The sequence below is a fragment of the Veillonella sp. genome (assembly GCF_018364065.1).
Classification (GTDB): Bacteria; Bacillota; Negativicutes; order Veillonellales; family Veillonellaceae; genus Veillonella_A.
This window is the reverse complement of sequence record NZ_JAGZMO010000002.1, coordinates 196710-218300: the sequence shown is the minus strand read 5'-3', so window position 1 is coordinate 218300 and position 21591 is coordinate 196710. Positions and strand designations below refer to the sequence as shown.

Below are 21591 nucleotides of genomic sequence, written 5' to 3'. Positions count from 1 at the left end.
TGAATTTCAAGATGCATGTTAACCGGTAGGGCTGTCTTGTTGTCTGCTTCGTACAAGGTTATAATATAAAGGTAATGTGAAAAAACACATCAAATACATTGATAATTTGTTATCTTTATTTATAATATTAACAATCGTACTATACGTTGGTTATGCTATTTTGAAAGGAGCTTCTCATGAGTCAGGCAGCCTCTCTCGGATGGTTTAAGCGATCCGTGAATGCTACTATGGATCTTTTATCTTCTTTGTTTTTGCCAATTATTGCCCTGCTGGTTTCTACTGGTATTCTAAAAGGTATATTTATTCTTCTTACCGTTAATCAGCTGGTGGATGCAAACTCCAGTACATATACTATTTTGCATGCCATGAGCGATGGCTTCTTCTACTTTTTACCTGTCTTCTTGGCGTATACGGCGGCGAAGCGCTTCGGTGTAGATCCGTTCACGGCCATATTACTGGCCTGCGTTATTCTGTATCCGGACTTAACGAATCTGTTAAAAAATGGAGAAAACGCCGATTTCTTCGGTCTTCCTGTATTGCCTGTTATGTATCCGGCGTCAGTGATTCCAATTTTATTGGCTGTATATGGCATGAAATTCGTTGAAATATTGTGTAAACGAATTATCCCGGCATCCGTACAAGGTTTGTTCACGCCGCCTGTGTGCATCGCCATCATGGCTCCGGTAACACTTATGCTTTTGGGGCCTTTAGGGAAATTGGTGGGTGACTGGCTCGGTATAGCTTATGAAGTAATGTATAATGTAAGTCCTCTAATTGCAGGCATTGTTATTGGTGTTGTGCAGCCATTTATTGGTATTCTTGGCTTACAATGGGGCTTCTTCCCGATTGCCATCAACAACGTGGCCGTGTACGGTTTCGATACATTAATGCCACTATTCGGCAGCGCCATGTTTGCTCAGGCCGGTGCCAGTTTAGCCGTGGCGGTGCGCAGTAAAAATAAATTGTTCCGTTCCGAAGCCTTATCGGCATCCATTACGGCATTGCTGGGCGTTACAGAACCGGCCGTATTCGGGGTCACACTTCGTTTGAAACGACCTATGGTTTGTGCCTGTATTGCCGGTGGCATCGGTGGTGCCGTAGCGGGCTTCTTCAAAGTTAGTGCCGCAGCATTCGCCATCCCGGCCGTAACAACCTTGCCCGTCTTTGTAGGGCCGTCCTTCGTGTGGTACCTTACCGCTTTGGGTTTAGCCTTTACAATCAGCTTTATACTCACATTGGTGACCGGCTTTGAAGATGTGAAAGATGAACCTGTGGGGGAGTAAATAAGTAATGTTAAGTTGTATAGAATAATATAGCGAGAAAGTAGCTATAAATCAGTCGCAAATCAAATAATAGAACTATTAAAAGGTACTGCTCTTTAGAGCAGTACCTTTTTGATTGAGTGTAAAAAAATATTTTAAAAAGTAGGTGGAGTTATAGCAAAAATAACTTTAACAATATTATTGCTGTTATTAACCCATTTGTGTACAGTGCTGGCGGGGATATGTACGCTGTCTCCAGTGTTTAAACTGATTGTTTCAGAACCCAATGTGAGATCTACGGTTCCTTCTAATACATAAGCAATTTCTTCGCCTACATGACTCATAGCTTTATCAATAGATTGAGAAATAGGGTAGATTTCCATGAGTGCTAACTCTATTTCTGTGTTCTTTTGAGGTGAAAGAATTGTATATTCAACCTGTTTCGCGGGAAGGAACGTTACTTTTTTATGTTCATTTTTTCTAATTACATGGCTTGTAGGCACTATATTGTCTTGTGCAAAAAAAGCAAATAAAGGGACCTCTAATGCACTGGCTACTTTTCTCAATGTCTCAACGGACGGATTTGCTTTGCCGCGCTCAAGTTGGCTGAGCATGGAGGACGTAATATTTGCTTTATCCGCGACCTCTTTTAGTGTTAAATTTTGTTTTTGACGGATTGATTGAATGCGTAAACCGAGATTATAATTATCCACAATAAGACCTTTCACAAGAAAAACTAGACTTTATTATCTTAATAATTCATTATAACATAGAAAAGCACCTATTGAATGTTATCAATAGGTGCTTCTTAAATTGACTCTAATACATTGTGATGAGTTGAAATATTAGAGTTTAAAATTTAAACAAGTATGTGAAGTTTATTTTATTCTTGAGATAGTCTTAAATAAACATACTTAATAGGTAAATACCAGTTAAAGAAATTAACGAAGCTAATAGACAAGCCGAGCTAAATCCTTTAAACATATTTTGTAACGATACACCTAAGAACTCCTTAACTAGCCAGAAAAGAGAGTCGTTAACATGTGTTAATCCGATAGCACCGGAGCCGATAGCTAATACTACGATTTCCGGCTGGAGGCCCGGATAATAAGCGAGTAGTGGAGATACCATGCCGGCTGCCCCAATCATGGCAACTGTTGCAGAACCGATAGCGCCATGGAGTACAAATGCTACGAACCAGGCTAAGAGGATAGGGCTCATATTTAATGAACTTAACCATAGACTGAGACTGGCACCTAAATGGCTGTCAATCAACATTTGGTTGAATGCACCGCCTGCACCGATAATTAATAGAATACCTGCAATTGGTTTGAAGCATTCATCGGTAATGGCCAAGAGGTTATCCATCGTTTTCCCTTTAGATAATCCTAATGCATAGTATGCGAATAATACAGAGATAAATAAGGCAGTTAAAGGATTACCGATTAATTCAACAGCAGGAACAAGGGATGATCCTTTGTCTAAAGTCATTAATAAGATGGTTCTTGCTACCATGATAAGCAATGGCAAAATAATCGTAAAGAGAGTGATACCAAATCCAGGTGCATTTTCAGGCAAAGTAGTAGCATCTTTTAATGGATTTGCTTGATCATCTAAATTTTTAGAAGTATTAGACTCAGATTCACCTTTTAAGTGTTTAGTAATCCATTTTGACCATACTGGACCAGCTAAAATTGCGGTTGGAGTACTAATTAATAAAGAATACAAAATAACTTTACCAACATCAGCACCCAAAGAGATTGTAATTGCAAAAGCTGCAGGATGAGGTGGTACCATACAGTGAACGATCATTAGTGCTACAGCCAGAGGAATGCCAAGATAAAAAAGTGGTAATTTAGCTTTTTTTGCTACGAAGAAAACGATCGGAAACAGTAGTACAAAGCCAACTTCAACGAAAACTGAGATACCGGCTAATACGCCTACAATAGTCATAACTAAAGCAGCACGTTTTTCGCCCATCTTTTTCAGCATCGTGGTGGCTAAAACTTCAGCACCGCCGGAATACTCAAGAAGTTTACCCAAGATTGTACCTAAACCGATAACACAGGCGAGGAAACCTAGTATATCGGCTACGCCGGCTTGAATTGAAGCGGCGATTTTAGGTAAAGGCATTCCCGTTATAAAGCCTAAATAAAAACAAGTAGTAAGTAAAGCAATAAAAGCGTGTAGTTTAGCTTTTAGAATTAATAGTATTAAAAGAATGATTGATGATAGCAGTGCTGTTAATGCAAATGTACTTCCATCCATAATAGTCCTCCATTACTGCATCTTTTTGCCAATTTCAACAAACTCGTCCATGATTTGTTGAGGAACCATACCGCCACCGGTAGCCCAACTGATATGAATAGAGTTTTTCATATAAGGTAACAAGTTAAAGTTCTTTAAATATTCTTGAGCTTCATGGCTAGTGGATAAATCGATATAGCCTTTAAGACCTGCTAAAGCGGATGGCTCAAGATAAATATTTTCTGTTTCTGCTAAATGATAGAGTAGTTTGTATAAGAAATCATCTTCTACAGTCATTACGCCACTAATATCTTTTTCTAAAGTTTTACCTACGAATCCGGATGGTCGGCCAACAGCGAGTCCGTCTGCTGCAGTTAAATTATCAATGCCGAAGTCCTGGGCACTTACTTTTTCATGTAATTTGGTTAATAGGCCAAGCATCATAGCCGGGGAATGTGTAGGTTCTACCATGAAGCAATGAGCGTTAGGTCCAAATACAGTGCGCATACCGAATGTGATGCCACCTGGAGCCCCACCAACGCCACATGGTAAGTACAGGAATAAAGGATGTTCTGCATCTACAGAAATATTCAATGCTTCCAGTTGTTTGCGTAAACGTAAAGCGGATACTGCATAACCTAAGAATAATGTCTTAGAATTTTCATCGTCTACGAAGTAAGCTTTTGGATTGCCTTCACATTGTTTACGGCCTTCGGCAACAGCTTTACTGTAGTCATCTTTGTACTCAACTACGATAGCGCCTTTTTCACGAAGCATATCTTTCTTCCATTGTTTAGCATCAGCTGACATATGAACTGTAACATTAAATCCTAGTTTAGCACTGATGATACCGATACTAAGGCCTAAGTTGCCGGTGGAACCAACAGCTACAGAGTAAGTTTTAAATAGATCCTTAAATTTTGGACTATCAATAATTTCATAATTGTCAGTGTATGATAAGAGACCTTCGTTAATAGCTATTTCTTCCGCTAATTTTAAGATTTCATAAATACCGCCGCGAGCTTTTACGGAGCCGGATATAGGTAAGTGGCTATCTTTTTTCAAATATAATTGGCCAAATAATTCAGAATGAGTCAGATCGTTTAAATAGGCCTGCATATGGTCTATTTTCACTAAAGGAGATTCAATAATCCCGTTGGAAGGCGCTGTTTCCGGAAAAGCCTTTTTTAAATATGGGGCAAAACGTTCTAGACGCTGGCTTGCATCTTCGATATCTGCAAGGCTAAGTTCACTCGTAATAGTATGGTTAGGAGTGTTGTCAATCGTTTCATTGATATATACCGCCTCTTTTAGATTTGTAACTTTTTCCAACAGTGGAAATTCTTGAATCCAAGCTTCTTTTGATTTTCCTAGAATACTCATCATAATCCTCCTTAAAAATAAAAGTAAAAATAACGATATATTTAACTATGACTTAATAATATACTTACGATTATAAAAAATCAATAATAAAATTTTATTTTTTAGATAAATTTTTATTTATCTTGAAAAAAGAGAATAGAAATACAAGATATATATAAGGGGAGGTTCTGAATGACCAATAAAAATGAAAGCCATTTAATAAATAAAATTAAGAAAGGTTAAAAATAACATTATTTTGAATAAAAAAATTGTTAATGAATTAAAAATAACAAATTTAGTTAAATGGAAAAGAGCTAGAATATAGATATAAAAAGGAAAGGAATATACAAAAAGCCCGCAATCAGATGGTGTATAGGGTCCATCTGCTGCGGGCTTTTTACATAAGATTCATTGTGTATGGAGTTTTTCGGAGGAATGAAGCAATCTGTTGAGGTCGGGCAGATAGGCTCATCTCCGGAACAAGATAATGACTGATTGTTTAGTAAACCGATTATACGCCACGGTTTGCCATGATGATTTCGATTTCGTCTTCGTTGATGCCGACCATGGCTTCGCCTAAGTCTTCAGATACTTTTGCGATGATTTCGGCGTTTTTATAATTTTCAACGGCGGCTACAACGGCTTTCGCACGTTTTTCAGGGTTGCCGGATTTAAAAATACCACTGCCTACGAATACGCCGTCAGCACCCAAGCGTCTCATGAGGGCTGCGTCTGCAGGTGTTGCCACACCGCCGGCGGAGAAGTTTGGCACAGGTAATTTACCATTGTCGTGTACGTATTTTACAAGATCGTATGGTACTTGTAAGTCTTTAGCCATTACGTAGAGTTCGTCATCACGTAATGCTTTTACAATGTTCATTTCTTTAATAATCTGGCGCATATGGGATACGGCCTGTACAACGTCGCCGGTGCCGGCTTCACCCTTGGTGCGAATCATCTTAGCACCTTCGTTGATGCGGCGAAGAGCTTCGCCCAAATTGCGAGCGCCACATACGAATGGAGTTTTAAAATCTCTTTTATTTACATGATATACAGAGTCGGCCGGAGACAGCACTTCTGATTCGTCGATAAAGTCTATGCCGATAGCTTCCAGAATTTCCGCTTCTACGAAATGACCGATACGAACTTTGGCCATAACCGGAATCTTAACAGCCTTCATAATCTCACGAATCATTTTAGGGTCGCTCATGCGAGAAACACCACCGGCAGCGCGAATATCGGCAGGCACGCGTTCCAATGCCATAACAGCCACAGCACCGGCCGCTTCGGCAATTTTAGCCTGTTCCACATTCGTTACGTCCATGATTACTCCACCCATAAATTGTTTTGTATCCATAATAAAGCCTCCTAAATACCTTTTTGTTAATTGACTTGATAACAGTATAACCTATATACTGTTATTATAGAAAGAGTCAGAAATGATAAAAATAATGGGGTCAGATAAATTGCGATTTATCAAATATCAGTTTGATTCATTTAAGTTCGGGTATATGTATAGGATGAGTGTTATGGAGTTAATTGTATTACGTAATGAATCGCAGGAGCCTTTATATTTACAGCTATATGAAGGGATTAAACGACAGATTTTACAGGGAAAGTTGGCGCCACAGGAGAAGCTGCCGTCCAAGCGCTGGTGGATGGATGAGTATAATTTAAGCCAGAATACCGTTGAAAATACATTATTCTTATTGCAGGAAGAAGGTTATATCGTTTCGGTTCCCCGCAAAGGCTATTACGTGGCGGAGTTGGAGAACTTGCAGGGACTTTATATCTCCTATGTGGAGTCTAATGCGGCTCCTCAAGGGGAAACAGGGCGGCTACGTGCAGTGTTAGGGAGTGAAACAGTAAATCTGAATGCAGATGCTGACCCCATTGCTACTGAGTCAGAAATCCTCTACGACTTTACCTATTCCGGCATCGACACGGCCCACATGCCGACGGAGCTATTCAAGCGCATTACGAAGGACGTATACGACGAACTGGGTGATGATCTGGCCTTTCAAGGGGAGGTGCAAGGGTATGAGCCGTTGCGCCGCAGTATTTGCAATTATTTGCGACAATCGCGAGGCTTTACGGCACGGCCGGAGCAGGTAGTCATCAGTGCCGGCACAGAGTATTTGTTCCATATCATATTTAAGCTCCTGCCTCAAAAGGTGTTTGGCCTAGAAAATCCGGGTTATCATTTACTGCACCAGTTGTTCGAGTCGAATGAGGTGGCCTATAAAGCGGTCAGCTTAGATGCGTCGGGGATTCAGGTGGAATCGCTCAATCAGAATAAAGTGGATGTGGCCTGTATTACGCCGTCCCATCAATTTCCGACCGGTGTGATTATGTCATTAAATCGGCGCAGTCAGCTCCTCCGCTGGGCGGAGGAAGAGGATGGAAGATTCATCATTGAAGACGACTATGACAGTGAGTTTAAATACCAGGGCCGCCCAATTCCTGCGCTAAAGGCGCTGGATCGAACGGGTAAAATCATCTACCTGGGGAGTTTTTCCAAGTCCATCAGTCCGGCTATTCGCGTAAGCTACATGGTATTGCCTGATGCGTTGGTTTCACAGTATCGTGAGCGTTTACCGTATTTCGGCTGTCCGGTTGGAACTGTGAGTCAAAAGGTATTACATCGATTTATTGGACAGGCGCATTTTGAAAAGCACTTAAATCGTATGCGGACGCTTTATAAGAAAAAGCGGGGGCTCTTGGTGCAGACATTACACAAGGCGTCGTTGAAGGCATTGAAACAACCGGTTGTCGTACAGGGCGCCGAGGCAGGCCTTCACTTGGTGATTACCTTCCCGGAAGGTCTGGATGAAGCGAGATTTAAAGCGGAATGCACAAAGGCACGTATTAATATAGACTCGTTGCAGCATTATTATATGAATACGGCGAATAGCGAAACGCCTCATAGTGATACGTTTTATAACGAAACGATTAATAATAAAATGATTAATAATGAAGCGATTAACAACGAAACGTCTAATATGGAAAATTGCGCTGTACATTCGAAGACGAAAGACTATACGAAACGAAGTTATTTACTGGGCTATGGCAGTTTGACCATGGAAGAATTGGAAACGGGTGTTCAGCGATTGATGGAATGTGCCCGAATTGCGTATAAGTAGAATAGAATTGTATATAAGTAGAAAAGTCTTAAAAAGTATGCGCACGTTAAGTATAGATATAATGCGAGTCCCCATACGCTTAGCATACATATAATGCGAGTCCCCATACGCTTAACTGAATATAGATAAAGGGGCAAATAAAAAAGGTTGAGAGATAAATCTCTCAACCTTTTGTTTTTATTAATCCGGTTAGTATAAACACGGTCAATTTTCAGATCGTTTATGCTAACGAGTGTACCATTAGTACCAAATGTAACGAACCAATACGATGATAGCCAGAGGATACATGATCCAGTGAACTTCTTTTGTACGGCCCGCAATGATTTTCAACAATGGGTACATGATAAGACCTGCAGCTACGCCGTTAGCGATGCTGTAAGTGAAAGGCATAAGTGCAATTACGATGAAGGAAGGGAATGCTTCGGTCCAATCGGAGAAATCGATGTCGCGAATTGGTTCCATCATCAATGCTCCTACAAGAATTAGGATAGGAGCAGTTGCACAGTTAGGCACCAAAGTAATGAGCGGTGCAAAGAATAAGGACAGAATAAAGAGAATACCGCAAGTTACCGCAGTAAGACCGGTACGTCCGCCTGCACCAACGCCGGCAGCACTTTCAACGAAAGCGGTAATTGTGCTGGCACCGAGAACGGCACCGAAGCTTACGCCGATAGCGTCGACGGTCATGGCTTTGCCAAGACCAGGGAACTTACCTTCCTTCGGATTGGCGATACCGGCTTTTGTTGCCGTACCGATCAAAGTCCCCATGGAGTCGAATAATTCCACGAAGGTGAAGGAGAAGATAATTGTTACAAGGCCCATGTGCATAGCACTGGAAATGTCGAGCTGGAAGAAGGCGGCTTTACTGAAGTCAGGAATTGACATAATGGAGAAGTTTTCAGGTAAGGTCGCATTGCCTGTTGCGTAGGCCAATACGCTGGTGGCGATAGCGCCGATCAAGAAGGAACCTTGAATGTTGCGCGCCATTAAAATAGCGGTGAACAAGAGGCCGAATAAAGCCAATAGAACTTGTGGATCCGCTAAGTTACCCATGGTTAAAATCGTTTCGGACGGGCCGGGAATGCCGTGACCGTTGCCGGCTACGATTTTAGCTAAGCTGTCCGGTTGCAAGGACAGGGAAATCGTCATAAGGCCGGATAATTTTAAACCGATAATGGTAATGAAAAGTCCGATACCGACGGTGATGGCGATTTTCATGGAAGCCGGAATCCCTTCAACAATGTGCTGACGGATCGTGGTCAACGTGAGGATGAGGAAGACGATACCGGAAATGAAAACAGCGCCCAAGGCTACTTGCCAAGGAATTCCCATACCGAGTACAACGGTGAAGGCGTAGAAGGCCAGGAGACCAACGCCCGGGGCCAAACAAATCGGGTAGTTTACGTAAAGCCCCATGAAGATAGTGACAATACCACCACCAAGGGCTGTAGCGATTAATACAGCATCGCGATCCATACCGGCGATACCTAATAAATTTGGTGCCAAGAACAGGATGTAAGCCATGGTGATGAAGGTAGTAAGACCGGCGATAATTTCAGTCGTTACGGTCGTGTTTCGCTCTTTAAGTGCGAACAGTTTTTCTAACATACGTACCTCCTTAACATATAGATAAAATTAGTACTACCTCATTTTACCATGGACATTTGCAATTGTAGAGTGATAATCTTATTAATATAAATGAATTTTAAGCAATTTATAATTGAAGATTCAGAAATAATAATATGAAATATGCTATAAATGCCCTCTATGATGTACTTGCTACCTATGATATAATGAATTAAGGTAATTCCTACTGTGAAAGAGGTATATGAAAATGAAAATCTCAACTAAGGGCCGTTATGCTTTGCGCGTATTAGTTGACTTGGCAGAAAACGGTAAAGATAAAAATGTGTCAATCCGCGAAATTGCGGAGCGGCAACGCATTTCAGATAAATATTTAGAAGGTATTGTTGCGCGTTTAAGTGCAGCAGGCTATGTAAAGAGTGTACGCGGTAAGTACGGCGGATATCGTTTGGTTAAAGACCCTAAAGAATATACAGTATATGATATTCTGCGGGCTGCAGAGGACTCCATCGCGCTCGTTGCGTGCCTGGAAGACGAAGTAAACCAGTGTCCAAGAAGTAAAACCTGCGCCACATTACCATTGTGGGAACATATGCAGGCACAGTTCAAAGAATATATGAAAGGTGTTACTTTGCAAGATGTTCTGGACAAAAAATTCGACATGTAATGCTTGCTTAGAAAAAAGACGCATTGTTTGGCCATGAGCTGATGATGCGTTTTTATTTACTTAATTATATTGTAAACAAATTAATAGCATATATTAGTTTGTTTATTCCTATATTTTGATTAGTTTTATTTGTGTAAAGTATTGTTTATCTATGAAAGGAGTTGCACAGTGGCCGATATTATTAACAACATGACCAATGCAGATATAAATGATAAAACAAATAACATTGATGAATTGGCATTAAAAAATCAATTATGTTTTCCTTTATATGCATGTGCAAAAGAAATTGTGCGGGCTTACCAAACTTTATTGGAGCCGGCAAACTTAACATATACGCAGTATATTGTTATGATGGTAATGTGGGAACACAAAGAGATGAATGTAAAATCTCTGGGCGAGTTCTTGTATCTTGATTCCGGTACGCTAACTCCATTGTTGCGTAAAATGGAAGCGAAGGGATTTTTGTCCCGTACTCGCTCCAAAGAAGACGAACGTACTGTTCTTATTGCGCTGACTCCGGAAGGTGAAGCCCTTAAGCAAACAGTGGCGCATGTACCGGGTCAAATGGCAAATATCATTTCCATTACGGAAGAAGAATTTGCTACCATGTACAAGCTTCTCTACAAAATTCTGGCTCGTTTAACAGGACACGAACAGAAAGTATAAGCTTAGATAGGTATTTTAGAGTGTATTAATATGTGATTATGTTGCGGAGGTGCGAAAGTATCTCCGCACTATAGTCTCTTCAAGGATAGAAAGAAGGAATATCGTGACAGAAGCAAATCAAAACGGCGGTATGAGAAATGTGTGGATTTTAACTGCATGTATGACTTCGCTTTCAATTTGCTATACCATGTTAGTGCCCTTTTTACCCCTGTACTTATTAGATTTAGGGGTCGAGGTGGCAGATGTACCGATGTGGTCAGGCATCGTTTTCTCCATTACCTTTTTGGTAGCCGGCATTATGGCTCCTATTTGGGGACGAATGGCTGATACGAAGGGGAAAAAGCTGATGGCTATTCGGGCCGGTATTTTTATCGGGATTGCCTATGCCTTAACCGGCTTTGTACAGACTCCGTGGGAATTATTCGGTACTCGTGCCTTAATGGGTTTTGCCAACGGCTTTATGCCGGCGGCCATGACCATGGTGTCTCTGAGCGTACCTAAAGAAAAAACCGGTACAGCCTTGGGGATTTTCCAGACCGGCCTTATTATCGGTAACGTTATCGGACCGTCGTTGGGCGGTATGATTGAAGCGGTTGTCGGTATGCGCCCGGTATTTATTATTGCCGGCGTTGTATTGTTCATCGCCAGCGCAGTGGTGTATTTTTTCGTAAAGGAACCTGTTATCGAAGAAGCACCGACAGTGCAGACTACATCATTTAAAGAAGATTGGGCTTTTGTAAAAGAACGCCCTGTATTGATTGATCTTTTATGGCTTTATTTCATTATGCAGGCAGCCATCCTTATGTTACAGCCGATTTTGGCATTGTACGTAGGCCATATGCAAGGCACAATGGAAGGGGCTGCTTTATTAGCCGGTATGATCTTAAGTATCGGTGGTGTGGCCGGTGCCATTACGACTAATATTTGGTCTTATTTCGGCCAGAAAAAAGGCTATTTCAGAGCCGTGTGTTACGCTTTGACCGGTACAGGAATATTCTTATTGTTGCAAAGTGTTCCGCTCGGCATCTACTGGTTCGGCAGCTTGCAGATTCTCGTAGGTTGCTTCATTGTAGGGGTTAATCCGCTTCTTAGTGCGGCGGTGGCACATTATACAGAACCGTCCTTCCGAGGCCGTGTATTCGGTATGTCGACCACAGCCAACCAGTTCGGCTGTATGGTGGGACCGCTCTTTGCCAGTGGTGTAACCACTTTGTTTGGCATTCGCTATGTGTTCTTAACCACAGGTTTTTTACTTGTGATTGTGGCTTGGATGGTATATAAACGTCGCGTGCGCGCGGTGGCTGAGGCCGCTGCTTAATCGCGGTAATAATTGAGAGAGAGGATGTGACAGTCTATGCAGATTGCATCAGTAATTCAAAGTCCGCATACAATTTATGTGGCCGGTGGTTGTTTTTGGGGGGTAGAAGCGTATTTTAAACGAGTGCCCGGTATTATGGAGACGGAAGTTGGTTATGCCAACGGAAAGACCGCGAATCCGACGTATGAGCAGGTATGTTATGAAAATACAGGCCATGCGGAGACGGTAAAGCTCGTTTTCGATAAACATCAAATCTCACTGGAAGAAGTAATCCTTCATCTGTTGCGCATTATCGATCCACGTTCGTTAAATAAGCAAGGCGGCGATGTGGGCACACAATATCGTACCGGTGTTTACTATGTTGATCCGGCGGATAAAGCGCGTGTAGAACGATTATTCAAAGCGGTGGATCCGAACGGTACCTTCGTGGTTGAGCTCCTTCCATTGGAACAGTTCTTTGATGCGGAAACGTATCATCAGGACTATTTGGATAAAAATCCGACCGGTTATTGTCATGTAAAATTGACTAAGGCCGATGAACCGCTCTTCAACGTGCCGCCTTATGTGCGCGAAGAAGCGGATGCGTTGCGCGACCGTATCGGTGATGATGCCTATGAAATCACGCAGAACGAGGCAACGGAAGCTCCGTTTACCGGCGAATATGACGATCATTTTGAACGAGGTATTTACGTGGACATCGTGTCCGGCGAGCCTTTGTTCTTGTCGGCCCATAAATATAACTCTGGTTGCGGTTGGCCTGCGTTCTCCCGTCCGATTACAGCCAATGCGGTTACCTATGAAGTAGATCATAAGCTGGCTCGTGAGCGCGTCGAAGTACGCAGTGCTCACGGCGATTCCCACTTGGGTCATGTGTTCCCGGATGGCAAAGCCGACATGGGCGGCTTGCGTTATTGCATCAACAGTAAGGCTCTTCGCTTCGTAAAAGAAGAAGATATGGAAAAAGAAGGCTATGGCGCACTGATTCCATTATTGGATGAAGAAGCGTAAGACTTTCATTGGACATAATCGTCCCGGCGGGTACGTTTTTTGGGATTTATGACTTAAACTCAAACCTCCGGGATAGTAAATGACCCAAAATAAAAGAGAGAATATAATCAATTTATGTTGTCTGTAACAATGATGTTATACAAGGTACAGTCCGCGTACTAATGGAAAAGACAAAAACAAAAGAAAGCACTATTAACAGTAGATACACGCTCTGTTAATGGTGCTTTTTTGATTTTAGACTATACCGATTTGGCATACATATAGAAAATTTTCGATAAATGTATTGATAAAGTTTAACGAAAAGCGTATACTCAAACCATAGGATATAGAAAAACTTCGAACCGATTGTGAAAAAGGTGGGATGGAAACTGTACCTACTAATATTTGATTTCCTATTTGCATAAGGACGTATATCTGAATAAAACGATAATTCATATAAACTCACATTGTAACGAGTAGATATACACCTGATTCTTTTTAGAGGAGGAATGAAATATGGATTTACAATTAAAAGAAACTTATGGCTTGTTGATTAACAACGAATGGCGCCCAGCCAGCGATAACGGTTTGTATAAAGCGTACAACCCTTCCAACGGTGAAGTACTTGCACAATGTGCGGAAGCTACGAAGGAAGATGTTGACGCAGCAGTAGCAGCTGCTACTGAAGCATTCAAAACTTGGAAGAAAACGACTGTTCAGGAACGTTCTTCCTATTTATTAAAAATTGCTGATGCGTTGGAAGCTAAATTGGAACATTTCGCACAAGTTGAAACATACGATAATGGTAAACCAATTCGCGAAACACGTAACATTGACGTGCCATATGCTATTGATCATTTCCGTTATTTCGCAGGTGTAATTCGTGCCGAAGAAGGCAGTGCTACTCAGCTCGACAACAACACATTGTCCTTGATTTTAAACGAACCAATCGGCGTTGTAGGTCAGATCGTACCTTGGAACTTCCCATTCCTTATGGCAGCGTGGAAATTGGCTCCGGCTTTGGCTGCAGGCTGTACAGTTGTTATTAAACCTTCCAGCCATACGTCCTTAAGCTTGCTCGAATTAGGCGACATTCTTAAAGACATTTTACCTGCCGGCGTTGTAAACATTGTTACCGGTAAAGGTTCCAAATCCGGTCAATACATCCTTGACCATCCGGGCTTCAACAAATTGGCATTCACCGGTTCTACCGATGTAGGCCTTAGCGTATATAAAGCGGCCGCTGAAAAATTGATTCCTGCTACATTGGAATTAGGCGGTAAATCGGCTAACATCTTCTTCGAAGACGCTAAATGGGACATGGCTATGGACGGTGCCTTATTAGGTATTCTGTTCAACCAAGGCCAGGTATGCTGTGCCGGTTCCCGTATCTTCGTACAAGATACTATTTACGATAAATTCATCAGCAGCTTAGCTGAACATTTCAATCAAGTAAAAGTGGGTCTTCCTTGGGAAGAAGATACACAGTTGGGCGCTCAGATTTATGAAGGTCAGACTAAGAAAGTGCTTCAATATGTGGACATCGCTAAATCGGAAGGTGCTCGCATCTTAGCCGGTGGCGAACGTCTTACTGAAGGCAACTTGGGTAAAGGTTGCTTCGTTCGTCCTACATTGATCGTTGACGTTAAAAACGAAATGCGTGTTGCTCAGGAAGAAATCTTCGGACCTGTTGCCGTTGTTATTCCTTTCCATACGGAAGAAGAAGTTATCGCTATGGCTAACGACAGTGAATACGGTCTTGGCGGCGGTGTATGGACTCGCGACATCAACCGTGCCCTTCGCGTTGCTGAAGGCGTTGAAACCGGTCGTATGTGGGTTAACTGCTATAACCAGATCCCTGCAGGCGCTCCATTCGGCGGCGTAAAACAGTCCGGTATCGGCCGTGAAACTCACAAGGTAATTCTTGATCACTACAGCCAGAAGAAAAATATCATCATCAACCTTAGTGAAAAACCTAGCGGTTTCTATAATGTAGACGAAAAATAATTTCTACACCGTAGAGGAAAATGTAAGGTGAACATACACTAATTAAGTTGTAGCGCAATTTGTAAGCGTCTAACGTTTCAAAGTCATGTCGTTTGCAGATTACACTAAAATTAAGGTGTAGTATAATAAGAGACAACAAGGCGTTGCAATGTTGAACGCCATTGTTGTCTCTTTTTGTGTTATTGAACTGTGTTTTAATAAACCGTGTTTAATAGTTGTGTTAAAAGGAGCTGGTCGTATGAATTATAAACGATTAAAAGTAGCGGTGTTAGGCGCCGGTTTGTTTTTGAGTGCTGCCGTAGTAGGATCCGCATCGGCTGCAGAACATATGACACCGTCGGAGGCAAATTTTGCCAATATTAATGAACGTACTTTCAGTTTGCAGGGCGTGCCGAATATGATGGCGGAAACACCGGAACGTGGCGCTATGGAACGGACGATTAAAGCCTATGAGTTGCCTGTGAACCATGTGGATGTCAATTTAACATATCCTCGCTCGTCTCAATATAAAGAAGTTACGTTGAAAATATTATTCCCTATGAATAATCCGAAAGACTACGGGAAGATGCCGCATTACGACGGATTCCCTAAGGAAATTCCAAGCTTTGCCAAAGACGCTCAAATCTACTACGTACCGCAATTTCTAAAAGCCGGTGCAGTGGGCCAGGTCAGCTTCAGCGGCACTAAGGAAGAAATGGCACCGTATTTAGCGGAAGCGAAACGCTTGGCCATTGATACAATGACCATCAAAGACAGCCGCAATGTTTATGTGCAACTGGAAAGCGATTCCAACATGGACTATGCGCTCAGCGCTCGCCAGCTACTTCTGGACTACGATATCAGACGCACTGATACACTTAAAAATTTAGGCACAGTACCTGAATTTGTACCGGGCTTAATGAACGACTCTAAAGCCATGGCTGCACAGGCTGCGGGTAAACCAATGCTCCTGTCCGACAGGGAAAACAAGAAATTGCAGAGACAATTATTGGGCTACTATTCCTATGAATTCAACTCCGTACAAATCCCTGACGATTACACCCTTTACGTATTTAACGTAGGCGGCGTACCTGACCATCAAGTCATGACCGGCGTACTCGTTAGCCCGGATCAGACAAAGATGATTTACTTCTACAATCAAAGATAATATAAACAATATCCATAATTAGAGATAATGTAAGCAATAAAGACTGCAATAACTGCGGAATATTCCGTAATTATTGCAGTCTTTTTACGTTGTTAAGCCATTAAATGGCAATGAGCATATTGTAGAGGCGATAAAGTTTTATGTCATCGCGGGAAATTTTCAATTGGTTGATGAGGTCTTCGTTCTCGTCTAGGCGTTTACGAGCCAGTAATATTTTGGTGGCAATAGGCATCATAGGCCGTGTGGAGAAGCCGTTAAACAGCCCAAGTTTTGTATCCGCTTCTAATTGAGAGGCCAGTACTTGGGCGCTAGCTTTTTCCATCGGCATATGGCGGTTGGTCAGGGCAATATGTGTGAGGGCGTCAAAGTGCTCAATATCGCCATCGTAAATGTTTTCGGCCGCTTGGTAATGGTCAAAGCTTTTAAAATTCATATACATAATTAATTTAAACTTATTCGGCTCCAGCTGTTCAATAATATCAAATACGCAGCGGATAATGGCGTTCACACGGCCATCGTAAATATAGCCATAAAAATGAGACAGACCGGAAAAGAATGTAGGAATTTTAGCGTCAGCCATGTTTATGGTTCGTTGTTGAGGCACTAATAAATGCTCGATGTTTATATGTAATGCATTGGCAATGTCATATAAGGTGGCAATATCTATGGTGATTTCCCCTTTTTCGTATTTTGCCAAGGTGGACGTGCTCTTGTTAATTTGTTTGGACAGTGACTCTAATGTTAGAGACCGTTTCTTGCGCTCTAAACGGATGATTTTTCCAATTTCGCTTCCAATGTTCATAGCTTTTTTCCTATAAATATAAAAACCATATGTAAATAATAAAATTTTAACTCTTCTTAATTATAACATGATTTAGACCTACTTTTTCTATTATGGAGATAAAAATTTGTATAAAATTTTATTTACATGACAAAATAGGCTTTTTGACATTCATTTGAGTAATACTTAAAATACAGTTAAGTAATGAATGATGTATCAAAGAAAGGGTGAAAGTCATGTATAATTTTGACGAAATTATTGATCGTACGCATACAAATGCAATGAATACGGATGGGTTTAGGGAGTACATTTTCCATGATGATGGAACCATGGTATTTCCGTATAAAGACGAAGAATTTATCCGCATGTGGGTGGCTGATATGGAGTTTGCTACACCGGACGTAGTTATTGATGGAATTAAACGAAGACTGGATAAACGCATCTTCGGTTATACTCGTGTTTTTGAAAACAGCTATTATGAAGCGCTGCTTTCCTGGTGTAAACGCAGATATGACTGGGAATTCGAGAAGAAAGATCTGGTTATGTCAAATGGCATTATTCCGGCCTTGTATGAATTGGTAAATTACATTTGCGAAGAAGACGAAAAGGTATTATTCCTCACACCTTCTTATGCATACTTTAAATATGCAGCTGATTTTAACTCACGCGAATCAGTATATTCCAACTTAAAGAATGATGACGGTTATTACAGCATCGACTTTGAAGATTTAGAACGTAAGGCGGCAGATCCAAAAACAACTTTATTTATCCTCTGCAATCCTCATAATCCAAGCGGTCGTGTATGGAAACAGGACGAATTGGAAAAGATGGCGGCCATAATTGAAAAGCATAATTTATGGGTCATTTCTGATGAAATCCACTGTGACTTATTGCGCTCCGGATTAAAACATATTCCGCTGGGAAAAGTAATGCCGACCTATGAACGTCTTGTTACAGCCATGGCGCCAAGTAAGACATTCAATATGGCGGGGTTAATGATCTCTAATGTGATTATTCGCAATGAAGAGCTTCGCAATATCTGGTTGAGTCGTCACTACAACTTTGATAATCCGTTGAGCATTGCCGCAGCACAATCCGCTTATGAAGAAGGGGAACCATGGCTTACAGAATTGCAGGCATATTTGGATGAAAACTTCAAGCTCGTAGGTGAATATTTGAAAGAACATTTACCAAAAGCAAAATATAGAGTCTCGGAAGCTACTTACTTGGCTTGGGTTGATCTGAGTGCTTACTTCGAACCGGATGAACATTTGCCATTATTCTTCGCTAATAAAGCAGGCGTTCTTTTGGAAGGCGGTAACATGTTTGTTCAGAATTCCGACGGCTTTATTCGATTGAACTTGGCTTGTCCTAAGAAGCTTGTGGAAGAAGGGCTCTATCGTATCTGTGATGCGGTAAATAATAAGCATACTGAAAAATATACAGGCTAAGAAACGTCATATAGGTTAATGCGTTATATCATTCGGGCAAATAATTGCAAAGTGAAGAAATAAAAATATGCCATTAAGCTGTTAATCAAGGATATGTATAGGGGATTAGCAAATAGAGTGGCACAACATAAGCTAGTTAAGGGAATACATTTTTATGATGTTATATGAGGTGGACTATGGGAACAAATCCTAACGTAAAGGACTATAAAGGCAAGGCATTACTACCGTTACTTATATTTTTACTGGTTTACATTGGAAGCGGTGTATTTTTTACGATTCAAGGCGTGGCGCAATCGTTTGAACAAATACCTCGCTACGTGGCTATTATGTTAGCCATTGCCATTGCGTTACTCTGTTATGCACGAAATATTACATTGAGTGAAAAGGTGGCTGAATACTCTCGCGGTGCCGGTCGTCAAGGGATTATGATGCTCAGCTTGGTTGTACTGTTAGCCGGTGGTTTCCAGGCGGCGGCTACTGCTATGGGCGCGCAGAGCTCTATTGTAAATATGGGGATTGATCTGATTCCTACACAGTTTTTAGTACCCGGCGTATTTTTAATCGCTTGCTTGATTTCCACTTGTACAGGCACTTCCTTGGGCACACAGGTAGCCATTATTCCGGTAGCTATTGCCATGGCTGAAGGGGCAGGGCTGAACTTGGCCATGACCGGTGCGGCTGCAATTGCAGGGGCGTATTTCGGTGATGCGGTAGCTTTTATTTCCAGTACATTGATTTGTGCCGTAGAAGGCGTCGGCGGTACGATTCGTGAAGTAGCAAAGCGAAATATGTTGATTTGCCTGCCGGCCATCATTATTACTATCGTACTATATGCTTTGGAAAGTAGTGGCGCACAAGTAGCGGCAGCTCCTACAGCCGGTGAGTACAGCTTGCTACATATCATTCCTTATTTAATCGTAATCGTTATTGCCATGTTCGGTGTTAGTGTAATTATTACATTGCTGCTAGGTATTTTATCTACCGGTCTTATCGGATTTGCTACGGGCAGTATTGGGTTCTTCGAATGGACGAAAGCTATCGGCCAAGGCATGGAATTCATGTTCTTCCTCGTTGTATTTGCCAGCCTTGTATCGGGTTTAATTCAATTAATCGAGTATTATGGAGGTATCAATTGGCTTCTAAATGTGTTGACCAAGAAAATTTCCGGAGCCAAGAGTTGCGAATACTTGATCTCCTTGGTTTCCACAATGATTGCAGGTTCTACATTGAATAATACAGTAGCTGTTATTATTACGGCACCGATTGTAAAAGAATTGGCTAAAAAATATGAATCCATTTCGCCTAAGAAAATTGCAGGCTATATGAGCTTATTCTCCAGCTCCATTTTGCCGGTAATTCCATACGACAGCAGCATTTTGCTGGTGCAACAATATGGTGGTGTTAATTACTTGGACATATTACGATATTCCTACTATCCATTCATCATTATTGCTATCGGTATTTTAGTAATTCAATTTTGCGGCAGCAAACAAAAAGATGAACCTGTAGTTGTTGAACATGAACAGGCATAGTAAATCGTGGAATAAAATGAAAAACTAAAAATCATATTAGTTTAGGGATTAAAGGTTGGTATAGAAAGGTTGATAATATGAAAACGACAGAATTTTTAAATCGATATTTAGTGGATCGTCACAACTCAAGATGCATGAAATGGGATTCTTTAAAAAGCAAATATGGCCGTGAAGATTTAGTTTCCATGTGGATTGCGGATATGGAATTTAAAACACCGGAACCTGTTATTGACGCCATTGTGAAACGCGCGCAAGCCGGCGTATTCGGTTACTCCAATGATTGGCCTGAATATTATGATGCATTGTCCAATTGGATGGAAACACGCTATAATTTCCCTGTAAAAAAAGAGTGGGTTCGCTTCTGTACCGGTTGTGTGACTGCCATTGCCTGGTCTATCTGGGCATTTACTAAACCTCAGGATGCGTGCCTAATCCTTACACCGGTATATTATCCATTCCATAACGTAGTAACGTATAATGACCGAAAACTAGTAAAAGTTGACTTGGATTACAACGATCAAAATGGTCACTTTACTATGAACTACGAAGCGATTGAAAAGGCTATCGTAGAAAACGATGTGAAATTGTTTATTCAGTGTTCCCCACATAATCCGGCCGGTCGTGTTTGGACGGAAGAGGAATTGGACACCGTCTTAGGCATCTGCAAAAAACACGGGGTTATCGTAGTGAGCGATGAAATTCATCAAGACTTCGTTATTGATGAAACTCGTAAATTCATTCCTGCAGCTGTAGTTAAAGACGGCAAATATCGTGATATAGTAGTGACGTTGAATGCTGCATCCAAAACATTTAACTTGGCGGCCTTGATTCACTCTCATATTATTATTACTGATGAAAAACTACGCGCTCAGTATGATTTGTTCGCTCGTGGTATGAACCGCACTGAATTAAACGTGCTTGCCATGGAAGCTGTGCAGGCTGCCTATACACATGGTGATGAATGGTTGGATGCTTTACTGCATGTTATTCGTGAAAATTTGCATTATCTAAAAGAACGTCTTCAAAAAGAAGTGTCAAATGTTATTGTTACTGATTTGGACGGCACATATTTAGTTATGTTAGACTTACGCCCATATATCGGTACCGAAAACGTGAGTGATTTCGTAGTTAACCAGTGCCGGTTAGCTGTTGACTATGGTGAACAATTCGGCGATAAGTATAAAGGCTTTATCCGACTTAATTTAGCTACAGATCCTGCGTTAGTAAAACAGGCGGTGGATAACCTGGTAGCCGCGCTCCAAAGCAAATTATAGGAGAAATAATTGAAGAGTTTTCTAACAACTCACAGAAATAGTTATTTAAAACCGCCTAAACTTTTCAGACGGAGTTATCAAAAACCATTTAACGAAATGCTCTGATTTTAATTTCGGGTAATTCAATAAAGCGCTCTATAAGTAAGTTATAGAGCGTTTTTCT

17 protein-coding genes are annotated in these 21591 nt (G+C 41.4%); 11 read left to right on the top strand and 6 right to left on the bottom strand.

Features of this window, described 5'->3' with window-relative positions; all coding sequences use genetic code 11:
• Window positions 1-176: 176 nt before the first annotated feature.
• Window positions 177-1283, top strand: coding sequence for a PTS transporter subunit EIIC (locus KHZ77_RS02885; RefSeq protein WP_295195551.1), 1107 nt, complete (start codon window positions 177-179; stop codon window positions 1281-1283).
• Window positions 1284-1417: 134 nt separating this feature from the next.
• On the opposite strand, the gene KHZ77_RS02880 is transcribed toward KHZ77_RS02885, so the two are convergent.
• From KHZ77_RS02880 to pdxS, 4 genes are all read right to left on the bottom strand, one after another.
• A complete protein-coding gene (locus KHZ77_RS02880; RefSeq protein WP_295195549.1) occupies window positions 1418-1990 on the bottom strand; it encodes a helix-turn-helix domain-containing protein in 573 nt (190 codons plus the stop codon).
• A gap of 172 nt (window positions 1991-2162) precedes the next feature.
• Window positions 2163-3530: a gluconate:H+ symporter gene (locus KHZ77_RS02875; protein WP_295195547.1), complete on the bottom strand. Its 1368-nt coding sequence runs from the start codon at window positions 3528-3530 to the stop codon at window positions 2163-2165.
• A 12-nt stretch (window positions 3531-3542) separates the two neighbouring features.
• The gene (locus tag KHZ77_RS02870) at window positions 3543-4892 is read right to left on the bottom strand and encodes a D-serine ammonia-lyase (protein WP_295195544.1); all 1350 of its coding nucleotides are present in this window, start codon (window positions 4890-4892) and stop codon (window positions 3543-3545) included.
• Between the two features lie 490 nt (window positions 4893-5382).
• Complete coding sequence (gene pdxS, locus KHZ77_RS02865; protein ID WP_295195541.1) at window positions 5383-6228, bottom strand: pyridoxal 5'-phosphate synthase lyase subunit PdxS; 846 nt, start codon at window positions 6226-6228, stop codon at window positions 5383-5385.
• A gap of 172 nt (window positions 6229-6400) precedes the next feature.
• Between pdxS and KHZ77_RS02860 the strand changes: the two genes are divergently transcribed.
• On the top strand, window positions 6401-8014 hold the full coding sequence (locus KHZ77_RS02860; protein ID WP_295195539.1) for a PLP-dependent aminotransferase family protein: 1614 nt from the start codon (window positions 6401-6403) through the stop codon (window positions 8012-8014).
• Window positions 8015-8254: 240 nt separating this feature from the next.
• On the opposite strand, the gene KHZ77_RS02855 is transcribed toward KHZ77_RS02860, so the two are convergent.
• A complete protein-coding gene (locus KHZ77_RS02855; RefSeq protein ID WP_295195538.1) occupies window positions 8255-9622 on the bottom strand; it encodes an NCS2 family permease in 1368 nt (455 codons plus the stop codon).
• Window positions 9623-9848: 226 nt separating this feature from the next.
• On the opposite strand from KHZ77_RS02855, the gene KHZ77_RS02850 reads away from it, so the two are divergent.
• The 6 genes from KHZ77_RS02850 to KHZ77_RS02825 all read left to right on the top strand — a co-directional run bounded on the left by KHZ77_RS02850 (window position 9849) and on the right by KHZ77_RS02825 (window position 16390).
• Window positions 9849-10265, top strand: coding sequence for an Rrf2 family transcriptional regulator (locus KHZ77_RS02850; protein WP_295195536.1), 417 nt, complete (start codon window positions 9849-9851; stop codon window positions 10263-10265).
• A gap of 168 nt (window positions 10266-10433) precedes the next feature.
• Window positions 10434-10931, top strand: coding sequence for a MarR family transcriptional regulator (locus KHZ77_RS02845; protein WP_295195532.1), 498 nt, complete (start codon window positions 10434-10436; stop codon window positions 10929-10931).
• Between the two features lie 130 nt (window positions 10932-11061).
• Window positions 11062-12249, top strand: coding sequence for an MFS transporter (locus tag KHZ77_RS02840; RefSeq protein ID WP_295195775.1), 1188 nt, complete (start codon window positions 11062-11064; stop codon window positions 12247-12249).
• Window positions 12250-12285: 36 nt separating this feature from the next.
• On the top strand, window positions 12286-13257 hold the full coding sequence (gene msrA, locus KHZ77_RS02835; RefSeq protein ID WP_295195527.1) for a peptide-methionine (S)-S-oxide reductase MsrA: 972 nt from the start codon (window positions 12286-12288) through the stop codon (window positions 13255-13257).
• Between the two features lie 495 nt (window positions 13258-13752).
• Window positions 13753-15243, top strand: coding sequence for an aldehyde dehydrogenase family protein (locus KHZ77_RS02830; protein ID WP_295195525.1), 1491 nt, complete (start codon window positions 13753-13755; stop codon window positions 15241-15243).
• A 238-nt stretch (window positions 15244-15481) separates the two neighbouring features.
• Window positions 15482-16390, top strand: a complete 909-nt coding sequence (locus KHZ77_RS02825) for a hypothetical protein (RefSeq protein WP_295195524.1) — start codon at window positions 15482-15484, stop codon at window positions 16388-16390.
• A gap of 100 nt (window positions 16391-16490) precedes the next feature.
• Here KHZ77_RS02825 and KHZ77_RS02820 read toward each other — a convergent pair whose 3' ends face one another.
• Window positions 16491-17192 (bottom strand): helix-turn-helix transcriptional regulator, encoded by a 702-nt coding sequence (locus KHZ77_RS02820; RefSeq protein ID WP_295195522.1) that lies wholly within the window; start codon window positions 17190-17192, stop codon window positions 16491-16493.
• 215 nt (window positions 17193-17407) lie between these two features.
• Here KHZ77_RS02820 and KHZ77_RS02815 point away from each other — a divergent pair, with 215 nt between their 5' ends.
• From KHZ77_RS02815 to KHZ77_RS02805, 3 genes are all read left to right on the top strand, one after another.
• Window positions 17408-18622, top strand: a complete 1215-nt coding sequence (locus tag KHZ77_RS02815) for a PatB family C-S lyase (RefSeq protein ID WP_295195520.1) — start codon at window positions 17408-17410, stop codon at window positions 18620-18622.
• Between the two features lie 176 nt (window positions 18623-18798).
• Window positions 18799-20154 (top strand): Na+/H+ antiporter NhaC family protein, encoded by a 1356-nt coding sequence (locus KHZ77_RS02810; RefSeq protein WP_295195518.1) that lies wholly within the window; start codon window positions 18799-18801, stop codon window positions 20152-20154.
• Between the two features lie 77 nt (window positions 20155-20231).
• The gene (locus KHZ77_RS02805; RefSeq protein WP_295195516.1) at window positions 20232-21428 is read left to right on the top strand and encodes a MalY/PatB family protein; all 1197 of its coding nucleotides are present in this window, start codon (window positions 20232-20234) and stop codon (window positions 21426-21428) included.
• Window positions 21429-21591 lie beyond the last annotated feature (163 nt).

Excerpts from the sequence above, each read along its gene's own strand:
- KHZ77_RS02805 (WP_295195516.1), top strand. The coding sequence starts at position 20,232 with ATGAAAACGACAGAATTTTTAAATCGATATTTAGTGGATCGTCACAAC.
- KHZ77_RS02825 (WP_295195524.1), top strand. The coding sequence starts at position 15,482 with ATGAATTATAAACGATTAAAAGTAGCGGTGTTAGGCGCCGGTTTGTTT.
- msrA (WP_295195527.1), top strand. The coding sequence starts at position 12,286 with ATGCAGATTGCATCAGTAATTCAAAGTCCGCATACAATTTATGTGGCC.
- KHZ77_RS02830 (WP_295195525.1), top strand. The coding sequence starts at position 13,753 with ATGGATTTACAATTAAAAGAAACTTATGGCTTGTTGATTAACAACGAA.
- KHZ77_RS02875 (WP_295195547.1), bottom strand. The coding sequence starts at position 3,530 with ATGGATGGAAGTACATTTGCATTAACAGCACTGCTATCATCAATCATT.
- KHZ77_RS02815 (WP_295195520.1), top strand. The coding sequence starts at position 17,408 with ATGTATAATTTTGACGAAATTATTGATCGTACGCATACAAATGCAATG.
- KHZ77_RS02860 (WP_295195539.1), top strand. The coding sequence starts at position 6,401 with ATGGAGTTAATTGTATTACGTAATGAATCGCAGGAGCCTTTATATTTA.
- KHZ77_RS02870 (WP_295195544.1), bottom strand. The coding sequence starts at position 4,892 with ATGAGTATTCTAGGAAAATCAAAAGAAGCTTGGATTCAAGAATTTCCA.
- KHZ77_RS02850 (WP_295195536.1), top strand. The coding sequence starts at position 9,849 with ATGAAAATCTCAACTAAGGGCCGTTATGCTTTGCGCGTATTAGTTGAC.
- KHZ77_RS02885 (WP_295195551.1), top strand. The coding sequence starts at position 177 with ATGAGTCAGGCAGCCTCTCTCGGATGGTTTAAGCGATCCGTGAATGCT.
- KHZ77_RS02855 (WP_295195538.1), bottom strand. The coding sequence starts at position 9,622 with ATGTTAGAAAAACTGTTCGCACTTAAAGAGCGAAACACGACCGTAACG.
- KHZ77_RS02820 (WP_295195522.1), bottom strand. The coding sequence starts at position 17,192 with ATGAACATTGGAAGCGAAATTGGAAAAATCATCCGTTTAGAGCGCAAG.
- KHZ77_RS02810 (WP_295195518.1), top strand. The coding sequence starts at position 18,799 with ATGGGAACAAATCCTAACGTAAAGGACTATAAAGGCAAGGCATTACTA.
- KHZ77_RS02840 (WP_295195775.1), top strand. The coding sequence starts at position 11,062 with ATGAGAAATGTGTGGATTTTAACTGCATGTATGACTTCGCTTTCAATT.
- pdxS (WP_295195541.1), bottom strand. The coding sequence starts at position 6,228 with ATGGATACAAAACAATTTATGGGTGGAGTAATCATGGACGTAACGAAT.